The organism is Klebsiella sp. B345 (genome assembly GCF_051131735.1).
GTDB lineage: Bacteria > Pseudomonadota > Gammaproteobacteria > Enterobacterales > Enterobacteriaceae > Klebsiella.
Map to the genome: position 1 here is coordinate 3,997,085 of NZ_CP180443.1, position 18,550 is coordinate 4,015,634.

Here is an 18,550-nt window from a genome sequence, read left to right on the forward strand (position 1 = left end):
GTTATTCCTTAATGTTAAATGAAGCCATTGGATACCAACCATCCGCTTTTCGGCCTTCATTCGCGAGGCGAATGCGTGGCGTGCCCTGATGGTCGGTTAAGGCGACCTCCAACTGATATTTCCCCGCGGGAAGGGCGGCGGGCATGTCAAAAGAGAAATGGCTCTGATGGCTGCCGGGCAGCCACTGACGAACATCATCCTGGGTGCCTTTCCGGGCAACGACATCGCCATGGGCATTAACGAGCCGCCATTGTATCAGCCAGGGCAGATAAACCGGTGCCACCCCATCATTCTGCCAGGTGGCATCCACGATAATCGGCTGGCCTGATCGCACGGAATTTTCAAATTGAAGTTGGCTGACGCGATAGCGATAGCCAATATGCAATAAGGCGCGGTCGAGAATATCTCGGTATTCAGCGGGAACCGGGCGCGATTTCAGGTTTAACGTACTGGCATGCTGCGCTATAGCCCAGTCAAATGTTGCCTGAACCTGTTCACGGGTGTAGTGCTGCACACTTTGCCATTCGTTCAGATAGCCACAAATCTCAAGGCTGACCGGGGCATGGTGCCAGCGGGTGTTAAATCCAGGGAAGGCAGCCTGAGCGTCAGCAAGACGCGCAGGGTAATCGTCGCGCATGTGGCTCCAGTCTGGAGTAAAGTTATGCCAGTCACCCCAGCAGTCGGCACGCCATCCTGCGCCTTTTCGGCTGGCGTAGGCCAGGGATTCCCCGCCGCTGATAAGCATAATTTTGGGCGTTTTGGGAAAGCTGGTGAAGTGCATATCGACATAGCGATTGAGCTGCGCCGGGGTGTATTTCTCCATCAACGGCTGCAGCTCGCCAAAATTGGAGTTATGCCATTCCCCCCAGGAACCCACGATACCGATATCGATAAACGCCAGCTCCGGATTACCATCATAGCGAGTGCCCATGGCGTTTAGCAGCTTTTGGGCGTAGGCGATAAAAACGGGATCGCTCAGATCCGGCACAAAGGTTTTACCGTTTTCGACCCACTGGCCTTTTATGCCTTTTGCTATCAGCCAGTCCGGTATTTTCGAACCCGATTGCGGTTCATCAAGCACCATCACGCGCAGGCCAACGTTCATTTCCGGCTGATGGTGCTGCGCGGTGGAGAACGCATGTTCGATAGCGTCAAACTGATAAACACCTTCCTGAGGTTCCAGGTCACTCCAGTAGAAACGATCGTACTCAATGCCGGTGTCAGGGTATTCCTCCGGCGTTGGTTTCTGCCCGTAGCCGTCGTGAAAACTGGCTACGCCCATACCCGGGTTGGTTAAGATCCCATTGAAGACGGGCGGGGTGATGACGATTCGTTCTGCCCATGCGGAAAATGAGGACACTAAACTGGAGACAAGGAACGTCGCCAGGACAGGCATCGCGCGGAAATAAGCAGCAGCCATCATTAGTTCACTTTGTCATGAAGGTTAACAAACCATGTCCAGATACCGACATGGAAGTTCTTGAAGACGTCAATGCCAAGCGCGGACTTGAGCATGTAAAGTGCAAGCAGTACGGATAAAATGCATAACAGCAGGGCGGCCATAATCGCCAGTGTCGAGAAGAAGCGGCCGAGCGCTCCGTCCCGAGAATGCTTGCGCAGATCCCGCCCAAACAAGAAAACCACAAAGTAGCGGCGATGAAAAAAAGGAAAGCTCCGCCGAAAATCAATCCGATGTCGGGAGGCGAGTGTCGCCCGGACCAGCGCTTGCTCTATGCCTCGTTTTTGTTCCGGTGTGAGTGAGGCTTCTACCTCCGCATCGAGCGAGGCATAGAAGCGATCGACGACCAGTTCTGATGTAGGTTTCGGCACTATCAAGCCTTATCGGTTAGGCGCTGATACACTTTTGCGGTTTCAGCGGCAATTTCTGGCCAGCGATACTTTGGCATCAGTTGGCTGTAATCAACGGTTTCCGGGCCATGCCAGGCCTGCAGTTTTTGCGCAAGGGCGGCAACGTTTCCTACCGGGAAATAGACATCGGACGGCAGGGCAATCTCCATATTGGCAGGAATGTCGCTGACCACCACCGGCAGGGACCACGACATGGCTTCCAGCAGGGCAATCGGCAGACCTTCATGGTATGAAGGCAGAACGAACAGCCCGGCTTGTGAAAATAATGTCTGAAGCGGCTCACCGCTGATAAAACCGGTCATGATGACATTGGGCTGGTTGGCCGCCTGCTGCTTTAATCGTTGGCTGTACTCATCGGGGTGGTCAGCATCACCAATGAGCACCAGCGGAACCTGACATTGCGCGGCTGCATAGGCGGCGATCAGATCATGAAGACCTTTCTCTTCAACAAAACGTGCTACCGTGACAATGTACTGACCCGCTTTCAGGCCGTACTTATCCAGCGTCGCCGCCATTGCCTCTTGCGGCGGAAGTGGCAACTGACGTACGCCGTTATAAATGACGTTAGCGTTGGCGCGACCATATTTGGTCTTGATCAGATTGTTGATCACTTCTGAAATAACGATGACTTCGTTGGCATATTTGACGGCCCACTTTTCGCCAAGGCGCAGCATCTCTTTCGCCATTTTTCCCCATTTCTGGCGATCGTAATCCGGGCCATGATGGGTAAAGACGACGCGTTTGCCCAGCAAACGCAGTAGCGGAACTACTAATCCTGGTCCAACGGCATGAACATGGACCACGTTTGAGCCGTCAAACAGGGTGCTGAAAGCAGCCAGTGTAGAGTGAACAATTGCTTCGAATTTACGGCTCTTTGGCGCCCACAGGCTTTTCAGGCGGACGCCTTTGTACTCGCTTTGACGATAGCTAACGTAGGGCGAGCGTGCGATGACACAGATGTTTGCATGATTCTGCTGATAGATTTCCGGGTACAAATTCTGGCAATGTGTTTCTACTCCCCCCTGAACATCAGGAATACCGCGCGTGCCAAGAACCGTGACGTTGGTCTTCATTGTTGTTCTCCCGCGAGCTGCTGATAGAGTTCCTGTAGTACCTGCATATGGTGGGCAAGATCGTACTTATCCTGTAAACGCTGGCGGGAGTTGATCCCCATTTCGCGGGCCTGCTGGGGGTTTGCTGCCAGCGTGTCCATGATCTGCGCCAGCGCATCGGCATTTCCGGGTTCAAAGAGGTAGCCGTCAACGCCATCGCGGATCTGCTCTGGAATGCCGCCAATGTTCCCGCCGACGACAGGGCGGCCAAACGCCATGGCTTCCAGCACCGACATCGAACAGTTTTCATAATATTCCGACGGGACAATCACCGCCCGGGCGCCTCGAATTAGATCGTTGAGGGCCTCACCATGGCGCATATAGCCGAGGAATTCCGGGCCGCTGAAACGCGAGCGCAGATCATCATTTAACGGGCCATCTCCGATAATTTTAAGCGGCATGGTTTGCTGCATTTTCAGTTGCGCTTGCGCCAGAGTAGCGACTCCTTTTTCACGACTCAAACGGCCGATATAGAGAAAGTAATCCCCTGCGGTTTCGCCCGGCGTTGTCGTGCTGGCATCAATGCCATTCACGATGACGTCAATTCGTGCGTGGGGTAACTTACGCAGTAGGGTCTGGCGCATAAATTCACTGGGCGCGATGATGGAATCGAGCATGGCGTAATTTTTGGCAAATTTCTGCCAGTAGGCCTCCAGAGAGAGCAGCAGGCTTTTGCCAGTGTCACCCTGCTGGCAGCGATGACGGAAGGCATTCATCACCGAACCGGTAATACAATCATCGCATACGTGTCCGTCACGTAGCATGGTGTAGGACGGACAGACGATTTTGTAGTCATGTGCGGTGAGTACGGTTTTACAGCCAAAACGCTTGGCGACGCCAATCAGCGCTGGCGTGAGCTGATGATAGATATTGTGGAAGTGGACAATGTCCGGTTGCTCCTGCAGCAACAAGGTATTGAGCTTTTCACATGCTTCAGAATTATAAATAAAGTCGACGCCGGCTTTTATCTTACCCAGCAGACCGTGACTGCCATGATAATCTACGTTATGTACGAAAAACGGCTCCCAGGGCGAGGGCTTGTTCTCGGGGTGCTGCATGCTGAAATCCACAACCTGAAAACCAGATTGCAGCATGGCGTCCCGCTCCTGAAAGTAAACGGTTTCCGCTCCTCCTTTAATAAAGAAGAACTTATTAACGAATAATATTTTCATTTTCTGTCTTGATATGCTTTGGATTAGTCACGGTCACCGCGGGTCGTTTCATCGGGTCTTTGACCGAATTAATCACGCCACGCAGCAGGCCTGCGGAAAAGAGCGATAAGTTGATGACGCTCTGTACGCCATCTCGCAATGATTTATTTTTAATCGCTTTCAGGGCAATAAATGCCAGTAGGGGCAAGATCGCGATAGCGATCAGTTTGAGATTCAATGACAGAAGGCAGACAAATAAAAACAGGAGATACAGGGTAAATATCAGTTCGTTTCTGACAATCCGGAAGGCCGCCGGGAAATGTGCCTTGCCCCAGCAATTGCGCAGGAGCTCACCCGGCGCCCATAAAAAGCCATTTTTCCAACGATAGGTGAGCATTTTGAAGGTTGGCATGGTGTAAGAGGCATGGCTGAAATAGGGGGCCGCAAGACGGTGCAGTTTATAACCAGCAGCCTGTAAGCGAATGCCTAATTCCGCCTCTTCATAGCCGTGAAGATTGAGGTTTGTCAGATAACCAATTTTTTCTATCGCCGCGCGACGATAAAGTCCGCCACCGCCCAGATGGTCGGTGTCACCCTGCGGATAGATAAGATGCAGACGTTGTTTACGGGATTTAAATTCGTAGTTAGAAGCATCATCCATTTCTACGCTGCCCGCCACCCCGGCATATTCCGGATGGGCTTCAAGAAAAGCGACAGCCGTATCGAGGAAACCCGGCTCCAGCTCCATATCACCATCCAGCAGCAGCAGATAATCCCCTTCGCTATAGAGCCAGCCCAGTTGGTGGCCTATCCCGCAGCAGCGGTCTTTGGCGTTATCCAGGCACACGACCATCGCGTCTTTGGCGACTGCCAGTTCGCGTGTGTTATCGCTGGAGAGGCTATCCGCCACGATAATCTGGTGAGGATAGGGCTGTAATTGCTTACGCACACTGTCGATCGTTTTTTCAATTCCCTGTGCTTCATTCAGGGTCTTAATGCTAACGGTAATCGAAGGAGTTTTATTCATATTAGGTACCGGAATTCAAACGGACAGAGCGGTGGATGACAATCAGCGCCCCAAGGGCCAGCCATAATAAAAACTGTAGCATGGGAATAATCATCAGGATCTGGCTATAGGGGAGACTGAGCAAACACCCGATGACAAAGACATAAAATGCCGGTGCTGAACTAAGCAGTTGTATATCTTCTCGTTTCAGCTCACTGCGAGAAAATGTCTCTTTTGGCCTCATTGAGATAAGAATCGACGATATCATGGCAATAAATAGTACGACGCCAATGATCCCGACTTCCCAAAGCAGCATGCTTAATGCGGTGGAATCGAGAATTAAATGGAACCAGGCACCGATATAGCCAGGAGAGACGGTACTGCCGCTGTTGGTGGCATTCAGACCATAACCGAACAGCATTCCACCGGGACCAAACAGCTCATTGTGCTGCATCCAGAAAAACAGGGTGGTAAAGCGCCCAAGCTCGCCGGTATCCATAATGTAGTTAGTGTCAAAAATATAGCCAAGGGAGTCGATAAACACCGACAACGCACTTTTTGTCGGGTCGCCGCCAAATGCTGAAGAATAGTTGGCAGCCAGAATCGTGATCGCGGCAAAAATCAGTACCACCATTCCCACGGCGATAATCAACAGCGAGCGCAGGCTGACTTTACTGACGCCGCTGACATAACCTGGCATGATCCACAGGAGAGCCAGCAGGAAAGGCGAGAGTAGAATGACGAATTTAACTTCACCAATCACGCAGAGCACAAAAGCGAGCACGATATGAATGACCATGGATTTAAACGAGCAGATGCCGTGTTTAAATTCTGACACCTTTAACAGCATGATCAGCAGGCAGAACATCCCCATGGCGGCGGTATTCCCTCCCCCCATCGGATCGCCTCCGAAAGTGCCCACAACCGAATCCCACTTTTCATCTTCGCCGCGTATGGCGACGCGTTTTGGCACCACAAACAGCACCTGATAGATAGCTATTGGGAACTGAACGTAAAACAGCCAGTAGAATAGCTGGGTTAACCGGTGCAGCTGCGATTCGCGGAACATGCCGAGCAACATGCAGAACATTACTAGCGACAGGGCGAGCTCGTTCTTAAAGCCCACGATAGTGGTCACGATACCGGACTGCAGCACGGTTGACGCAAGGCTCAGGAAAATAAACGTCAGATAGAGTGCGAGTACTACCTTTTCACGTGTACTTAACATCAGGGGCTGCGGATGGCTCTGCATCAGCAGCAGCACCACCATGATCAGCACCATAAAAAAGGGTAGCCACAGCACGGCCGCGATACCGGTGAAATACTGAACCGTGCCGCAGAAGACGATAGTCGTCAGGGCAAACGCTTCCAGATAGCGGCCGGTATTTAGTTGCATGCGTTCTGCTCCTGCAGGGAGAGTTTTTTCGCCCTGGCATTCATTTTCAGCAGGATAAACAGGTACCGTAAGCTGGTGAGCACCGAAAAGGTCAGCAGCGAAATTTCATAGCTCACGCCCATTTTGGGCATGGCCACAAAGGCAATGCCGATAATCAGCAACTGCTCCAGCTGGATCCGCAGGAAGTAGCGCTTTGAACCAAAAATCAGCTCGATGACGGTCAAGGGGCTGACTGCCAGCGCCGCAAACAGATAGGGCAGCATATAGCGTGAGGTTGGAATGGAGTTGAGCCATTCCTGGCTGAAGCCCAGGCGCATAACCAGTGGGTAGAAAATCCAGATCCCGATGATACAAACCATGGCCGCGGCAATTAACAGTAAACGTACCTTTTTATACTCTTGATAGTTAAAGGTATTATTGCGGAAGTCCATTGACCACTTTGAGAAAATGGAGTTGCGTACCGCATTGCCAATGATCATCACCGGTGACAGACAGAAGCGACTGACCACCGAAAAATAGCCGGCAACCAGCGGTGAAAACCAGACGTTGATCAGCATGGTGGGCAGGTTATTGCTGGCCATTGCCAGAACTTCTGCGCTCCCCACCCGGCTGATATGCTGCCAGTGCTCACGAAGAAAACGACAATTCATCGCCGGGGAGAAATGCGCCAGCGTCAGCGTTTTGAAGTTAAATAAACGCAGCAGACAGGCGCCGAGCAGCAGCAGAATGCCGATCATCCATGCCAGATAGAACAGCGTGGTATTGGGCATGACCAGCAGGGCAATCGCCACCACTAGCGAAACCGCGATACGCTGAAAGGTCAGAAACTGATAGTTTCCGCCACGCAGCGAGAGGTTCTCGGCTATTAATACCAGCGCATAACCCAGTGTCATCAGATAGAGAAAGGCAATATTCAGGTCAAAAATCAACCCGGTAACCACCGCCCACGGCACCGCCATCACCAGGCTTTGCAGCAGGCAAAACACCACGTTTTGACCCAGTTCATGATCTTCCTGACGGGGGATCAACAGCTGTGATGCAAAGGTACAGACCTGTGCGCCGATCAGTACATTGCTATAAATCATCGCGTAGTGACCTACCTCCGCCATACCGTAGCGATGGGAAATCAGCCACACGGAAAAGGCGCCGATCAGTTGGGACAGGACCGAAGAGCTGGCGATTGATGAGATGCTTTTAATTAAATTCATAAGCTCTATTTCGGTGAAATGAGTTCGCGCATATCACGTTCAGTCAGACGTTGGCCTTCCTGAGTCTTCAGATTATCTTCCGTCACCTGGTTGAGAATGCTGGTCACGCGAAGATCGCCAGCCGCACGGAGTCGGCTATCAGCATCACGAATCTGTCCGGCCTGTTCTGCGGCTTTAACCACCAGCAACGCGATATCAACATGCGGAGCCAGCAGTAGGCTGTCCTGTGCCTGGCTGAGGGATGGCGTATCGATGATGATCATCGAATACGTCTGCTGCAGTGACTTCAGGAGGGCAGGTAACTGCGTTGACGTCAGCAACAACAACGATGAATCACTAAGCTCGCCGCGCGGCATCAGGTCCAGATTATCGCCTAAGCCAATGACCGCCTGTTCGACAGAACACTGTCCGTTGAGGTATTGGCTAAACCCTGCTTTATGTTGAGGCCAGCGGCTGGATAACCCGGAGTCGGTGAGATAATCCAGATCGATAAGCAGAGTTTTACCGGCTTTACTGGCAGACCAGGCCAGCAGCTCTGCCATCAGGCTATTGCCGGATTGCGAGTGCACAGCGGTAAGCAAAATGCTGCTCGGGAGCGCCGTTTTGTTCAGTAACGCCAGGCGCAGGCTGTGGAGCATGTCGGCATACAGCACGTTCTGGAACGTAGTTTTTGCGCTCTCCTGATGGGGCAATAGCGGGAATTCACCGCTGGCATCCAGGGCGGCTTTGCTTTTCAGTTCACTGATGTTGTTGACCCTTTTATCGAGGGCGGTACTGATGATCAGGTACATGACGTACAGGGCCAGCGTCATCATGGCGACCATCACGATTAACAATCCACGATTAGGTTTCGACGGGACTTCAGGCGGTACGGCCGCATCGTAAATAACCTCGTCCGGAACGGAAAACTGCTCGGACAGCTTTTGCTCATTGGCACGCTGATACAACGACTTATACAACTCCTCGGTTTTATTCAGCTCCGTTGTCATGGTGTTGTATTTATCGCGTTTAGCCGCCAGTTGCTGGAAGTTGCCCTTTTGCGCGTTAAGCATCTGCTGATAGTGCTGCTCATCATCCAGGGCGATCTGGTATTGCTGGCGCAAACCGTTTAACAGCTCTCCCAGTACCTGACCTATCTGGCTATTGACGGTCTGTAGCTGTGCCTGCGCCTGGCGATATTTGGGATGATTCGGACCGTAGTGCTTAGCTGCTTCCGATAAGTTACGGCGCGTTTGCGTCAAGGCAATGCGCAAATCCTGAATCTGTGGATGACCGGAGATATCCGGCAGCGAAATGATTTCTTCCGGCGGTTTACCTTGCTGACGACGCACTTTATCCCAGATGGTTTGGGCCTTCAGGCGGCGCTGGGTGGCATCGGCAAGATGATTAATGGTGATGCCGAGTTGCTCGGTTTCATAACCATCCATGCTGCGAAACGTTAACAACCCGTTCTTTTTCAGGTAATCATCGATGTCCGCTTTTTGCTGCGCCATCTTGTTTTTCAGGTCATCCATCATTTTTTCGTTCCAGCCCTGGGCCTGAAGCAAGGCTTTTTGCTTCAGCTGCAGACTGTAGTCGATGAAGGCCTGAGCCACACCGTTGGCGATGACCGCCGCTTTCTCTGCCGATTTTGCTTCCATCGAAACCGCGACTAACTGGGTGGTTCTTACGCCAGAAATTGTGATCTCTTTTTGCAACGCGCGAATCGCATTGTTGACTCTCGTCGCCTCATCAAGGTTGTTACCTCCGTTAAACTCGGCGTCCTGATCGAGCTTCAGGGTTCTGACGGCGGATTCAAGCACAACCCGCGACTGCATTAAGGCGTACTTTGTTTCGTAGTAATCGCTGCGGGTGGAATCGTAGTTTTCCAGTCGCGGCAGCGGCGACACATCCTGGGCCTGGGCTTTAAACAGCACTGTCGCTGTTGCCGTATAGCTGGACGACATAAAGCGCGTCAGGATAAATGCTGCGACTCCCGCGAGAATGACCACCAGGATACACCAGATAAGCTTGTGCTTAATTTTGTTGAAATAGGGTGCAAAGTCGATAACACCTTCTTTCTTCTTCCCATTTTCTACTAATGAAATTGCCATATCAGAAGAAGCTCATTCCAATAATAATGGTATCTCCGGCCTGAATGGCGGAGTCGGCGGCGACATTCTCCAGCAGCTTACCGCTGCGTACCTGGCGAATTCGGATGTCATGGCGATCGGCGCGGTCGGTGAAACCGCCGGCCAGGGCAATGGCTTTTTCGGCAGTTAAGCCGGGCTCCCAGGCGTAACCGTCGGGTTTTTTGACTTCGCCGAGCAGGTAAATCTTACGGTATTCGGCAATGCTAACGGTCACCATCGGGGCCTGCAGATAGCTGCCACGCAGTTTGTCGGCAATTTCTTTACTGACCTGTTCGGGGGTTTTCCCCTTTAGCGTCAGGGAACCAATGTAGGGATATTCGATATTGCCGCTGTTATCGATTTTCACGCGCATGGTCAGATCCTGTTCACCTGATACGGTAATGTTCACTTCATCACCTTGATCCAAATGATAGACGGCATCAGGCGGGTTTCTGACCGTTTGTGGCGGTGTCGAGCAGCCTGTCAGCAACCATGCCAGCAGAGGAATCATTGCCAGTTTCCTGCTTGTAAGGATCATATCTGTACCTGCGTCATAAAAATAATAGCCGAGTCGTTGTAGCCGAGGGTGCGTTCGACTGCGTGATCGTAGTCCGGGCCGATATAAAAAACGTCCGTATCTTTATTGGAGTGCATCGTGTTCCATTGCAGCTTCAGCTTAAAATTGATGGATGGACGATAATCATAATTAAAGGTTAGCGACAGAAGGTTTGACTGATCTTTTCGCCCATTTGATTGATGTTTATAGTCTTCGGTAATGTAGGAATAATCGACCAGGGTTGAAAAACGATCCACCAGCCAGTGATGCTCATAACCCAGACCGAAATTCGAGACCAGGATATAGCCGCCTGAGTCAGAAGGGTCCTTTATGCGCTGTGAACTGTGTAGATTGAGTTTTATCTGCTCAAGAGGTTTCCAGTCAGCGTTAATGTCCCAGTTTAGTCCATTAAATCCCTGAGAATCAGGGTTATGGATAAAATCTTTGTACAACCAGGCTACGTTGCCATTAATCTCGGTTTTACCTGAAAGGCGGTTTTTCATCCCGACCAGCAGATAGTATTCATTGGTATCTTTTAACGGATTCAGCTCATAGCGGCGTTGGTTGGTAATGAAGCTGTAGCGATAGCGCAGCGTCTTTGCTTTCTGATCAAAAATCTCGGCAACCAGGCTGTTCTCATGCCATTCCTGGTCGCGCATATAGTAATAAAAGTCCGCATCGGCAGCCTGTACGTTCGAAAGATCGCGAAAGCGCAATTGCTTATAGAGTAACGCCAGTTCCGCCTTGCCGCGCCCCTCAGGGGCGCCGTAGCTGTAGCGTAGTTCGCTGTTGAAAAAGCGCGTACTCAGCGGTTTGTTAATGCCAAACTCTTTAAACTGCTCTGGCAAAAATCCCAGCGTCGTATCCAGACCGCGTTCTTCGTGGCCCAGGGTCTCATTCAGGTCTAGCGACAGTCCGTGCATCCGGCCATAGCGCCAGTTGCCATTGAACATGAAGAAATGGTTGCTGCGGTTATCTGCGCTATCGCTGGTGTAGTTACGATAGTCACCGGAGTACATCAGCAGATAGCGATCTTCATAACGCTGCCCAATCGCTTTAAAGATGGGTTTAATGTTTTGATAACCAGAGGCAATTTTATTGTCACTCGCCCGCTGCCAGGTCACGTTGTCGTTGTAACCCACGTCATAGCCCACCTGGCTTTCGAAATCGATGCCGGCCACACCCGTATGTGGTTTTGCCTGCAGGTCAGCATAAACGCAGGGTATATACAAAAGACCAGCCAGAAGATAGAGTCTAAAACGCATTTTTACCCACAAACCCGCGGAAGAAGGTCAGGAAAATAATTTTGAGATCCAGAAATAACGACCATGACTGAATATATTTCAGGTCGTAGTGAATGCGACTTTCCATCTTATCTAAAGTGTCGGTTTCGCCGCGGAAGCCATGTATCTGCGCCAGACCCGTAATGCCAGGTTTCACTTTGTGGCGAATCATATAATTATCAACCAGACCGCGATACTCTTCATTGTGTGCCACGGCGTGGGGACGAGGCCCTACAATCGACATTTGTCCCTGCAGCACATTGATAAACTGGGGCAGTTCATCGAGCGAGGTACGACGCAAAAATGCTCCAAAACGGGTAATGCGCGGATCGCCTCTGGTGGCCTGTTTGACCACTTCACTGTTTTCCATTACCCGCATGGTTCTGAATTTCCAGACCTGAATCTGCTTACCATTTAGGCCGTAGCGATTTTGCTTAAACAACACAGGGCCTGGCGAGGTGAGTTTGACACCGATGGCGACAAGCAACATGGCAGGCAAACTGACCAGGGTAAAGAAGGCCCCCAGAATGATATCTTCAATACGTTTTAGCAGTGCGCCTTCACCATCAAATGGTGAGGTGAAGATACTGATGGTCTGGATATTCCCGAACATTCGAAGCTGGGAAATATGCGAGCTGTAGGAGAACAGGTCAGGGACCAGAAACACATCAACGGTGGTGTCAGAAAACTGGTTAAGGAACTCCCGGATACGTTGTTGTGCGATCATCGGCAGCGCAATGTAGATTTCGTCAATCTCGTCAGCTTTGGCAAGCGCGAGTAAATCGCGTGAATTGCCTTTCTGTTCAATGTTGATGAACCGGCTATCGCGCTGATTATTTCGGTCTTCAAAATAGCTGATTTCAATCCCGTCTTTGGTGAACTCATTTAACAGCGCATGCTCGATGGCTAACCCAGCAGGGGTGATGCCGAGGATCGCGACTTTGATTTTTTTTCTGTTAAGAAAACGCCGGATAATTAACCTGATAACCAGAACGAATACAAAGATAATGAGTGAACATTGAATCACGCCTTCAACCAACAAAAGTAGATTTGGTATCGAGTGTTTATTGAACAGGTTCTCGGCAAGCGTGAAAAAAGAAAAAGACAGGATGCTGCTTATGCACAAGCTAAAAAACAGGCAGAGTGACTTGGTGAATAAATGCTCTCTAAACTGATTGGTGTAAAGATGAAAATATTCATTGCCACGAATAAATATTAGCGAATAGATAATTCCAAGCAGGACTGATGCCGTTGATTGTTCAACATGAAAATACTTTAAGTAGATGAACACCAAAATGTTTACAGTAAAAAAATCCAGTAGCTTCATCAACTTGCTATATCGAGCATTATAAATTTTAATCTTACTATCTGCCATTTTTCTCTCGTTTAATAGAGTTAATTAAACAAAATAATGTATGCTCTAAAATTGTGCATGATGCCCGATAATCATTTGCATTTTTAATGAACAATGAGCATCTATCATTATAGCGTATAGTTTTTATCATGTCGAATAGATGGTGGTTTAAATTTAATATGATGTAATAATAAAATGCTGTAAATTTAATGTGAATGAACGTTGCTATGACTGTAAATTATAAGCGCTAATATTCTCCTGTCATTTTGTGGTGAAAGTTATCGTCTGCTAATAATCACGGGTTATTATTTAGGTTATTACGTCAATATTTCATGGAGCCCGCTGAAGCAGTCATATATGGTTCTGCTAAAAAATAACCTCTCTGTTTGCATGGTTAATGGTTAATGGTTAATGGTTAATGAATATTATTTACAACCGAATTAGCTGCAACGTTCCCTGGTGGCGTCGATTCAACGGCATAAAAAGGCCCAAAGCGTGATGGCAAATAACACGTTTTGGGCCATAGATATAGTGTTAAACAAGGCCTGCTTTACAGGCTAATACACATGTATTTGATTTCTAAATAATCCTCAATGCCGTATTTCGAGCCTTCACGCCCCAGGCCGGAGGCTTTGACTCCGCCAAAGGGGGCCACTTCGTTGGAGATAAGGCCGGTATTGATGCCGACGATCCCGTACTCCAGCGCTTCGCCGACGCGGAAGACGCGGCTCAGGTCACGGGCATAGAAATAGGCGGCCAGGCCAAATTCGGTATCGTTGGCCTGGTGGATCACTTCCGCTTCGTCTTTGAAGCGGAACAGCGGCGCCAGCGGGCCGAAGGTCTCTTCTTTTGCCACTTTTGCACTGTCGGGAACATCGGCCAGAATGGTTGGCTGGAAAAAGTTTCCGCCCAGCGCATGCACTTTGCCGCCGGTGATAATCCGGGCGCCTTTTGCAACGGCATCGGCGATATGTTCCTGCACCTTGGCCACCGCTTTCTCATCGATCAGCGGCCCGGTCGTCACCCCGTCCTGCAGACCGTCGCCGGGCTGCAACTTGTTCACTGCCTGCTGTAGCTTCTCGGCAAATTGCTCATACACCCCATCCTGCACGTACAGGCGATTGGCGCAGACGCAGGTCTGCCCGGCGTTGCGGAACTTGGAGGCCATTGCGCCTTCGACCGCTTTATCGAGATCGGCATCATCAAATACGATAAACGGCGCGTTGCCGCCCAGCTCGAGCGAGACTTTTTTAATGTCCTGGGCGCACTGAGCCATAAGCTGACGGCCGATGTCGGTGGAGCCGGTAAACGTCAGTTTACGTACCAGCGGGTTGCCGGTCAGCTCGTTGCCGATGGCGCTGGCGGAGCCGGTCACCACGTTAAACACCCCGTCCGGGATCCCGGCGCGGGTCGCCAGTTCGGCCAGTGCCAGCGCGGAGAAGGGGGTCTGACTCGCGGGTTTGAGCACCATCGTACAGCCAGCCGCCAGCGCCGGACCGGCCTTGCGGGTGATCATCGCCGCCGGGAAATTCCAGGGGGTGATCGCGGCGGTCACGCCGATCGGCTGCTTGATGACGATCAGGCGTTTATCCGCCTGATGGCCGGGAATGGTGTCGCCATAGATCCGTTTACCCTCTTCGGCAAACCATTCGATAAAGGAGGCGGCGTAAGCAATTTCACCTTTGGCTTCCGCCAGCGGCTTACCTTGCTCCAGCGTCATAAGACGCGCCAGATCGTCCTGGTGCGCCATGATTAAATCGAACCAGCGGCGCAGGATCGTCGCGCGCTCTTTGGCGGTGAGCTGGCGCCAGGCGGGAAGGGCACGACTGGCAGCAAGGATGGCGTCACGGGTCTCTCCGGTCGCCATTTTCGGGACTGAACCCAACGCTTCACCATTGGCGGGGTTCGTTACGGTAATCACATCGCCGCTGGTGGCATCGCGCCACTCTCCATTGATAAAGGCCTGTTGGCGAAACAAATCCTGGTCATTCAATTGCATGATGATGTCCTGTTTCAGAGCGTTTAACGGGAAAGCGAGTGGTTCGTTAGTCACTCCCTTCTCTGTTAAGTGTAGACGCCTGAGACGAAGGGACGGCATCGACTAAGAGCCTGGCCCATTAGGCTATTTTATTTGCTGTTTTGAACCCGGGCTGTGCTCTCCATCCTTACGTACTGCCGTACGCTCCGGTTGCTTCATGCTGTATGTGGCCAAACTGGCTGCAACAATTTCACTTACGGGGACAGGCTCTAAACAGTGACTAAACAGCGGCGGCCAGACTTTTGCGCTGCAAAGCCAGCAGCTAAATTCGCGATGCCCGCCACAAAATTCACACGTTGTGCACGTACAAGCCGGTAAGCAACTTGCTTTTATCTGGCCGGATCGATACGTTCTGTAACGTTACACTAAAACGTTACAGAAGAAGTTTTTATTCCGGTTATGACTGAAGACCCTGGCGATTTAGCGAGGCCCAAAGGTGCAACAGACACCCCTACGGTTTGTGAAAGGATAACAATGATGAAAATGAAACAGTTTTGTTCGGCCAGACGTATTTTTGCATTGGCCTGTTTAAGTTCAGCCCTGCTTGTCGGGAGTACGGTGAGTACCCTGGCTCATGCGGCGCTCAACTTCCGCGTTTACTCTTCGCTCCCGGCGGATGAATCCTCAGCGCACTACATTTGGTTCAGCCGCTTTCAGGAAAACCTTAACAATAATGCGAAATTGAAAGGCCAAATTAAGCTCAACTATTTTGCTAACGGCATGCTGGGAAAAGAGGCGGATGCCACTCAGCAGGTTCGTATCGGCGCAATTAATATGATGATTTCCGGCACCTCTATTTGGGCCACGCTGGTGCCTGAAATGGGGGTACTGGATCTCGGGTATTTATTTAAAGATTACAACCAGGTAGGGCAAGCGCTGGATGGTAAAGCCGGGGAGAAACTCTCGGCACTCATGATGGATAAAGCCAATGTGATGGTACTTGGTTATGGCTTTAATCTGGGCGCACGCAACATTTATACGAAAAAGGTGATTGAAAAGCCTGAGGATTTAAAAAATCTCAAAATTCGGGTCCTGCCGGTGCCTAATTTTATCGCCACGCTGAATCATATGGGGGCGGTGGCGATCCCGATGCCTGGAGGTGAAGTCTATTCCAGTTTGCAAATGGGGGTGATTGATGGTGTAGAGCATGATGCCCCGACGATTTATGCCAGCAAATATTATGAAATCGTCAAAAACGGTACGCTGACCCGCCATAGCTACAATCCACTGATGATAGCGATGAATAAAAAGAGCTTTGAGCAAATCCCGCAGGAGCTGCGCGCGGAGGTGCTGGCGGCAGCAAAAGAGGCGACGGACTACGAGCGCCAGCAAGCAGGTAAAAAAGAGCAGGAAGCCATCAAGAATCTCGAAGCGAAAGGGGTGACCTTCCGCGAAACCGATCGTCAGTACTTCTATCAGCAGGTGCAGCCCGTGTGGCAGGCCTTCCTCGACCAGTACCCGGAGATGAAGCCCATCGTTGATGAAATTACCGCGACGGCACAAGACCCGTCATGATCGGCACCGCTTGCCCGGCGGTGTGACGGCTGGGGTAAGCGGTGAGGTTAGCAACCTTGTGGAGAGGACTCAACATGGCTGATATCTCTATTAAAGCAAAGGAAGAGTGCGTTGCCCTTGCGCTGTTGGGTAAACTGAGCCGGTTTTTAACCACCCTGACGGCCTGGGCTGGGGCGCTGGTGCTGTTTATCAATGTGCTGGTGGTGTTTGCATCCGTTATCTGGCGCTATGCGTTGCACTCGCCCATTCACTGGGCTGAAGAAGTGGCCCGTGCACTGATGATTGCGCTGGTGTTTTTTGGGGTCGCCACGTCAACGGCGAAAGGCGGTCATATTGGCGTCGATCTGTTCCTGCGCTATCTGCCGGAGCGGGTTCGTCCCTACGTCGTCCATGCCAGCCGCTGGATCTTGTTTCTGGTCGCGGTCGGATTAGTCATTTCCAGCTATGACCTGGTGCAGGCTGCGCGGCTGCAAACCACCGAGACGGGATTACCGCAGACCATCTACGTCGTTCCGGTATTGATAGGCTCGCTGGTGATGATGGTGGCAGCACTGGAACTTGCTCTACGTGAGTCCATTCGGGTTGTGCTGTTAAGTGGCCTGGGCATCGTGGTTCTGGCCGCCATCGGCTATATGAAACTCTCGTTGATGGCCGATCCCGCAAGTGCGGCAGCGGGGTTGATGCTCATCTGTTTTGTGCTCGGTATTCTGGCGGGGGTGCCGATTGCGTTTACCCTCGGCCTGTCTGCCATGGTGTTCTTTATCTGCGATCCGTCACTCCCGTTTGTCTTTTTCTCCCAGCAGGTTGCCGCGGGGGTGGACCACTTTGTTCTGTTGGCGATTCCGTTCTTCCTGCTTGCCGGCGCCGCCATGGAGATTAACGGGATGTCGACGCGCCTCGTTGAACTTATCGTTCGCGGGATGGGGCGCTTTCGTGGTGGGCTGAACATGACGACCGTGCTGTCGATGGCCTTCTTTTCCGGGATCTCCGGCTCTAAGCTGGCGGATGTGGCAGCGGTTGGTGGAGTGCTGATGCCGGCGGTACGTCGGGCTAAGCAGGATGGTGAAGAGGCCGCGGGAGTGTTCGCCGCCTCGGCAGTGATGGCCGAAACGATCCCTCCTTGTGTGAACCTGATCGTGATGGGCTTTGTGGCGAACATCTCTATCGGCGCGCTATTTATCGCCGGCCTGGTGCCCGCAGCTTGTTTGCTGGTGCTGCTGATGATCGCAGCCAACCGCTTTGGCGGCAAAATTAACGTCAGTGAAGCGTACCCGGTGTTACGGCCACGCACACAACTCTATCTTGGCGCCGCCGTTGGGCTGGTGATGATCTTTATGATTGGCCGCGGCGTAATGATGGGGATTGCCACCTCGACAGAAATTTCAGCCTTTGCGGTGATTTACGCCATTGTCGTCGGCCGTCTTGCCTTTCGGGAACTGACGTTCAAAGCCACGGTGAAAATGTTCATCGATATCGCCGCCATGTCTGGCGTACTGCTGTTTATCGTTGCCTGCGCCACCAGCCTTTCGTATGCGCTGACGATACAGATGATCCCGCAGCAAATAGCCGAATTACTGGTGAGCATCGGGGTTGAGCAGGGGGCCTGGCTGTTCCTGCTATTAACCATCGTTATTCTGGTTATTTTTGGTGCGGTTCTGGAAGGGGCGCCGGCACTGATTATCTTTGCGCCGATTCTGGTGCCGATCGCCGTACAGTTGGGCTTCAGTCCGCTGCATTTCGGCATCATTATGATCATGGCAATGGGGTTCGGTCTCTTTTCCCCGCCTATCGGGCTCGGTCTTTATACCACTTGCGCGATATGCGGCGTGGAGATGAAACATGTTATCCGGCCAATGGCGAAATATCTGGCGGTGGTATTCATCGGCATTATTATCGTGGCCATGGTACCCCCGTTAACAACATGGTTGCCGGGACTGGCCGGTTATTAATT

14 protein-coding genes are annotated in these 18,550 nt (G+C 51.4%); 2 read left to right on the plus strand and 12 right to left on the minus strand.

What is annotated here, in order from left to right; all coding sequences use genetic code 11:
• Position 1: 1 nt before the first annotated feature.
• The 12 genes from ACMYSO_RS18775 to gabD all read right to left on the minus strand — a co-directional run bounded on the left by ACMYSO_RS18775 (position 2) and on the right by gabD (position 15,045).
• Entirely contained in the window at positions 2–1,396 is a 1,395-nt protein-coding gene (locus ACMYSO_RS18775) for a DUF4832 domain-containing protein (protein ID WP_434670840.1), read from the minus strand.
• A gap of 26 nt (positions 1,397–1,422) precedes the next feature.
• Complete coding sequence (locus tag ACMYSO_RS18780; protein ID WP_434666697.1) at positions 1,423–1,830, minus strand: hypothetical protein; 408 nt, start codon at positions 1,828–1,830, stop codon at positions 1,423–1,425.
• Between the two features lie 2 nt (positions 1,831–1,832).
• Positions 1,833–2,942 (minus strand): glycosyltransferase family 4 protein, encoded by a 1,110-nt coding sequence (locus ACMYSO_RS18785; protein ID WP_434666700.1) that lies wholly within the window; start codon positions 2,940–2,942, stop codon positions 1,833–1,835.
• Positions 2,939–4,153, minus strand: coding sequence for a glycosyltransferase family 4 protein (locus tag ACMYSO_RS18790; protein ID WP_434666703.1), 1,215 nt, complete (start codon positions 4,151–4,153; stop codon positions 2,939–2,941). Before ACMYSO_RS18790 ends, ACMYSO_RS18785 begins: the two co-directional genes overlap by 4 nt.
• Positions 4,134–5,159, minus strand: coding sequence for a glycosyltransferase (locus ACMYSO_RS18795; RefSeq protein WP_434666706.1), 1,026 nt, complete (start codon positions 5,157–5,159; stop codon positions 4,134–4,136). The genes ACMYSO_RS18790 and ACMYSO_RS18795 overlap by 20 nt, the downstream gene beginning before the upstream one ends.
• Before the next feature lies 1 nt (position 5,160).
• Positions 5,161–6,534 carry a capsular biosynthesis protein gene (locus tag ACMYSO_RS18800; protein WP_434666709.1) on the minus strand — a complete coding sequence of 458 codons (1,374 nt, stop codon included), beginning with the start codon at positions 6,532–6,534 and terminating at the stop codon, positions 5,161–5,163.
• The gene (locus ACMYSO_RS18805) at positions 6,525–7,742 is read right to left on the minus strand and encodes a lipopolysaccharide biosynthesis protein (RefSeq protein ID WP_434666712.1); all 1,218 of its coding nucleotides are present in this window, start codon (positions 7,740–7,742) and stop codon (positions 6,525–6,527) included. The genes ACMYSO_RS18800 and ACMYSO_RS18805 overlap by 10 nt, the downstream gene beginning before the upstream one ends.
• A 5-nt stretch (positions 7,743–7,747) precedes the next feature.
• Positions 7,748–9,835: a GumC family protein gene (locus tag ACMYSO_RS18810; RefSeq protein ID WP_434666714.1), complete on the minus strand. Its 2,088-nt coding sequence runs from the start codon at positions 9,833–9,835 to the stop codon at positions 7,748–7,750.
• Between the two features lies 1 nt (position 9,836).
• The gene (locus tag ACMYSO_RS18815; RefSeq protein ID WP_434666716.1) at positions 9,837–10,391 is read right to left on the minus strand and encodes a polysaccharide biosynthesis/export family protein; all 555 of its coding nucleotides are present in this window, start codon (positions 10,389–10,391) and stop codon (positions 9,837–9,839) included.
• Entirely contained in the window at positions 10,388–11,674 is a 1,287-nt protein-coding gene (locus ACMYSO_RS18820) for an outer membrane beta-barrel protein (protein ID WP_434666718.1), read from the minus strand. The genes ACMYSO_RS18815 and ACMYSO_RS18820 overlap by 4 nt, the downstream gene beginning before the upstream one ends.
• A complete protein-coding gene (locus tag ACMYSO_RS18825) occupies positions 11,664–13,067 on the minus strand; it encodes an undecaprenyl-phosphate glucose phosphotransferase (RefSeq protein ID WP_434666720.1) in 1,404 nt (467 codons plus the stop codon). The genes ACMYSO_RS18820 and ACMYSO_RS18825 overlap by 11 nt, the downstream gene beginning before the upstream one ends.
• A gap of 529 nt (positions 13,068–13,596) precedes the next feature.
• On the minus strand, positions 13,597–15,045 hold the full coding sequence (gene gabD, locus ACMYSO_RS18830) for an NADP-dependent succinate-semialdehyde dehydrogenase (RefSeq protein WP_434666722.1): 1,449 nt from the start codon (positions 15,043–15,045) through the stop codon (positions 13,597–13,599).
• 597 nt (positions 15,046–15,642) lie between these two features.
• On the opposite strand from gabD, the gene ACMYSO_RS18835 reads away from it, so the two are divergent.
• On the plus strand, positions 15,643–16,599 hold the full coding sequence (locus tag ACMYSO_RS18835; protein WP_434666725.1) for a TRAP transporter substrate-binding protein: 957 nt from the start codon (positions 15,643–15,645) through the stop codon (positions 16,597–16,599).
• Positions 16,600–16,673: 74 nt separating this feature from the next.
• Positions 16,674–18,548, plus strand: coding sequence for a TRAP transporter large permease (locus ACMYSO_RS18840; protein WP_434666727.1), 1,875 nt, complete (start codon positions 16,674–16,676; stop codon positions 18,546–18,548).
• Positions 18,549–18,550: the final 2 nt, after the last annotated feature.

Coding starts and splice junctions, on each gene's coding strand:
- ACMYSO_RS18775 (WP_434670840.1), bottom strand. CDS start 1,396: ATGCCTGTCCTGGCGACGTTCCTTGTCTCCAGTTTAGTGTCCTCATTT.
- ACMYSO_RS18785 (WP_434666700.1), bottom strand. CDS start 2,942: ATGAAGACCAACGTCACGGTTCTTGGCACGCGCGGTATTCCTGATGTT.
- ACMYSO_RS18790 (WP_434666703.1), bottom strand. CDS start 4,153: ATGAAAATATTATTCGTTAATAAGTTCTTCTTTATTAAAGGAGGAGCG.
- ACMYSO_RS18795 (WP_434666706.1), bottom strand. CDS start 5,159: ATGAATAAAACTCCTTCGATTACCGTTAGCATTAAGACCCTGAATGAA.
- ACMYSO_RS18800 (WP_434666709.1), bottom strand. CDS start 6,534: ATGCAACTAAATACCGGCCGCTATCTGGAAGCGTTTGCCCTGACGACT.
- ACMYSO_RS18805 (WP_434666712.1), bottom strand. CDS start 7,742: ATGAATTTAATTAAAAGCATCTCATCAATCGCCAGCTCTTCGGTCCTG.
- ACMYSO_RS18810 (WP_434666714.1), bottom strand. CDS start 9,835: ATGGCAATTTCATTAGTAGAAAATGGGAAGAAGAAAGAAGGTGTTATC.
- ACMYSO_RS18815 (WP_434666716.1), bottom strand. CDS start 10,391: ATGATCCTTACAAGCAGGAAACTGGCAATGATTCCTCTGCTGGCATGG.
- ACMYSO_RS18820 (WP_434666718.1), bottom strand. CDS start 11,674: ATGCGTTTTAGACTCTATCTTCTGGCTGGTCTTTTGTATATACCCTGC.
- ACMYSO_RS18825 (WP_434666720.1), bottom strand. CDS start 13,067: ATGGCAGATAGTAAGATTAAAATTTATAATGCTCGATATAGCAAGTTG.
- gabD (WP_434666722.1), bottom strand. CDS start 15,045: ATGCAATTGAATGACCAGGATTTGTTTCGCCAACAGGCCTTTATCAAT.
- ACMYSO_RS18840 (WP_434666727.1), top strand. CDS start 16,674: ATGGCTGATATCTCTATTAAAGCAAAGGAAGAGTGCGTTGCCCTTGCG.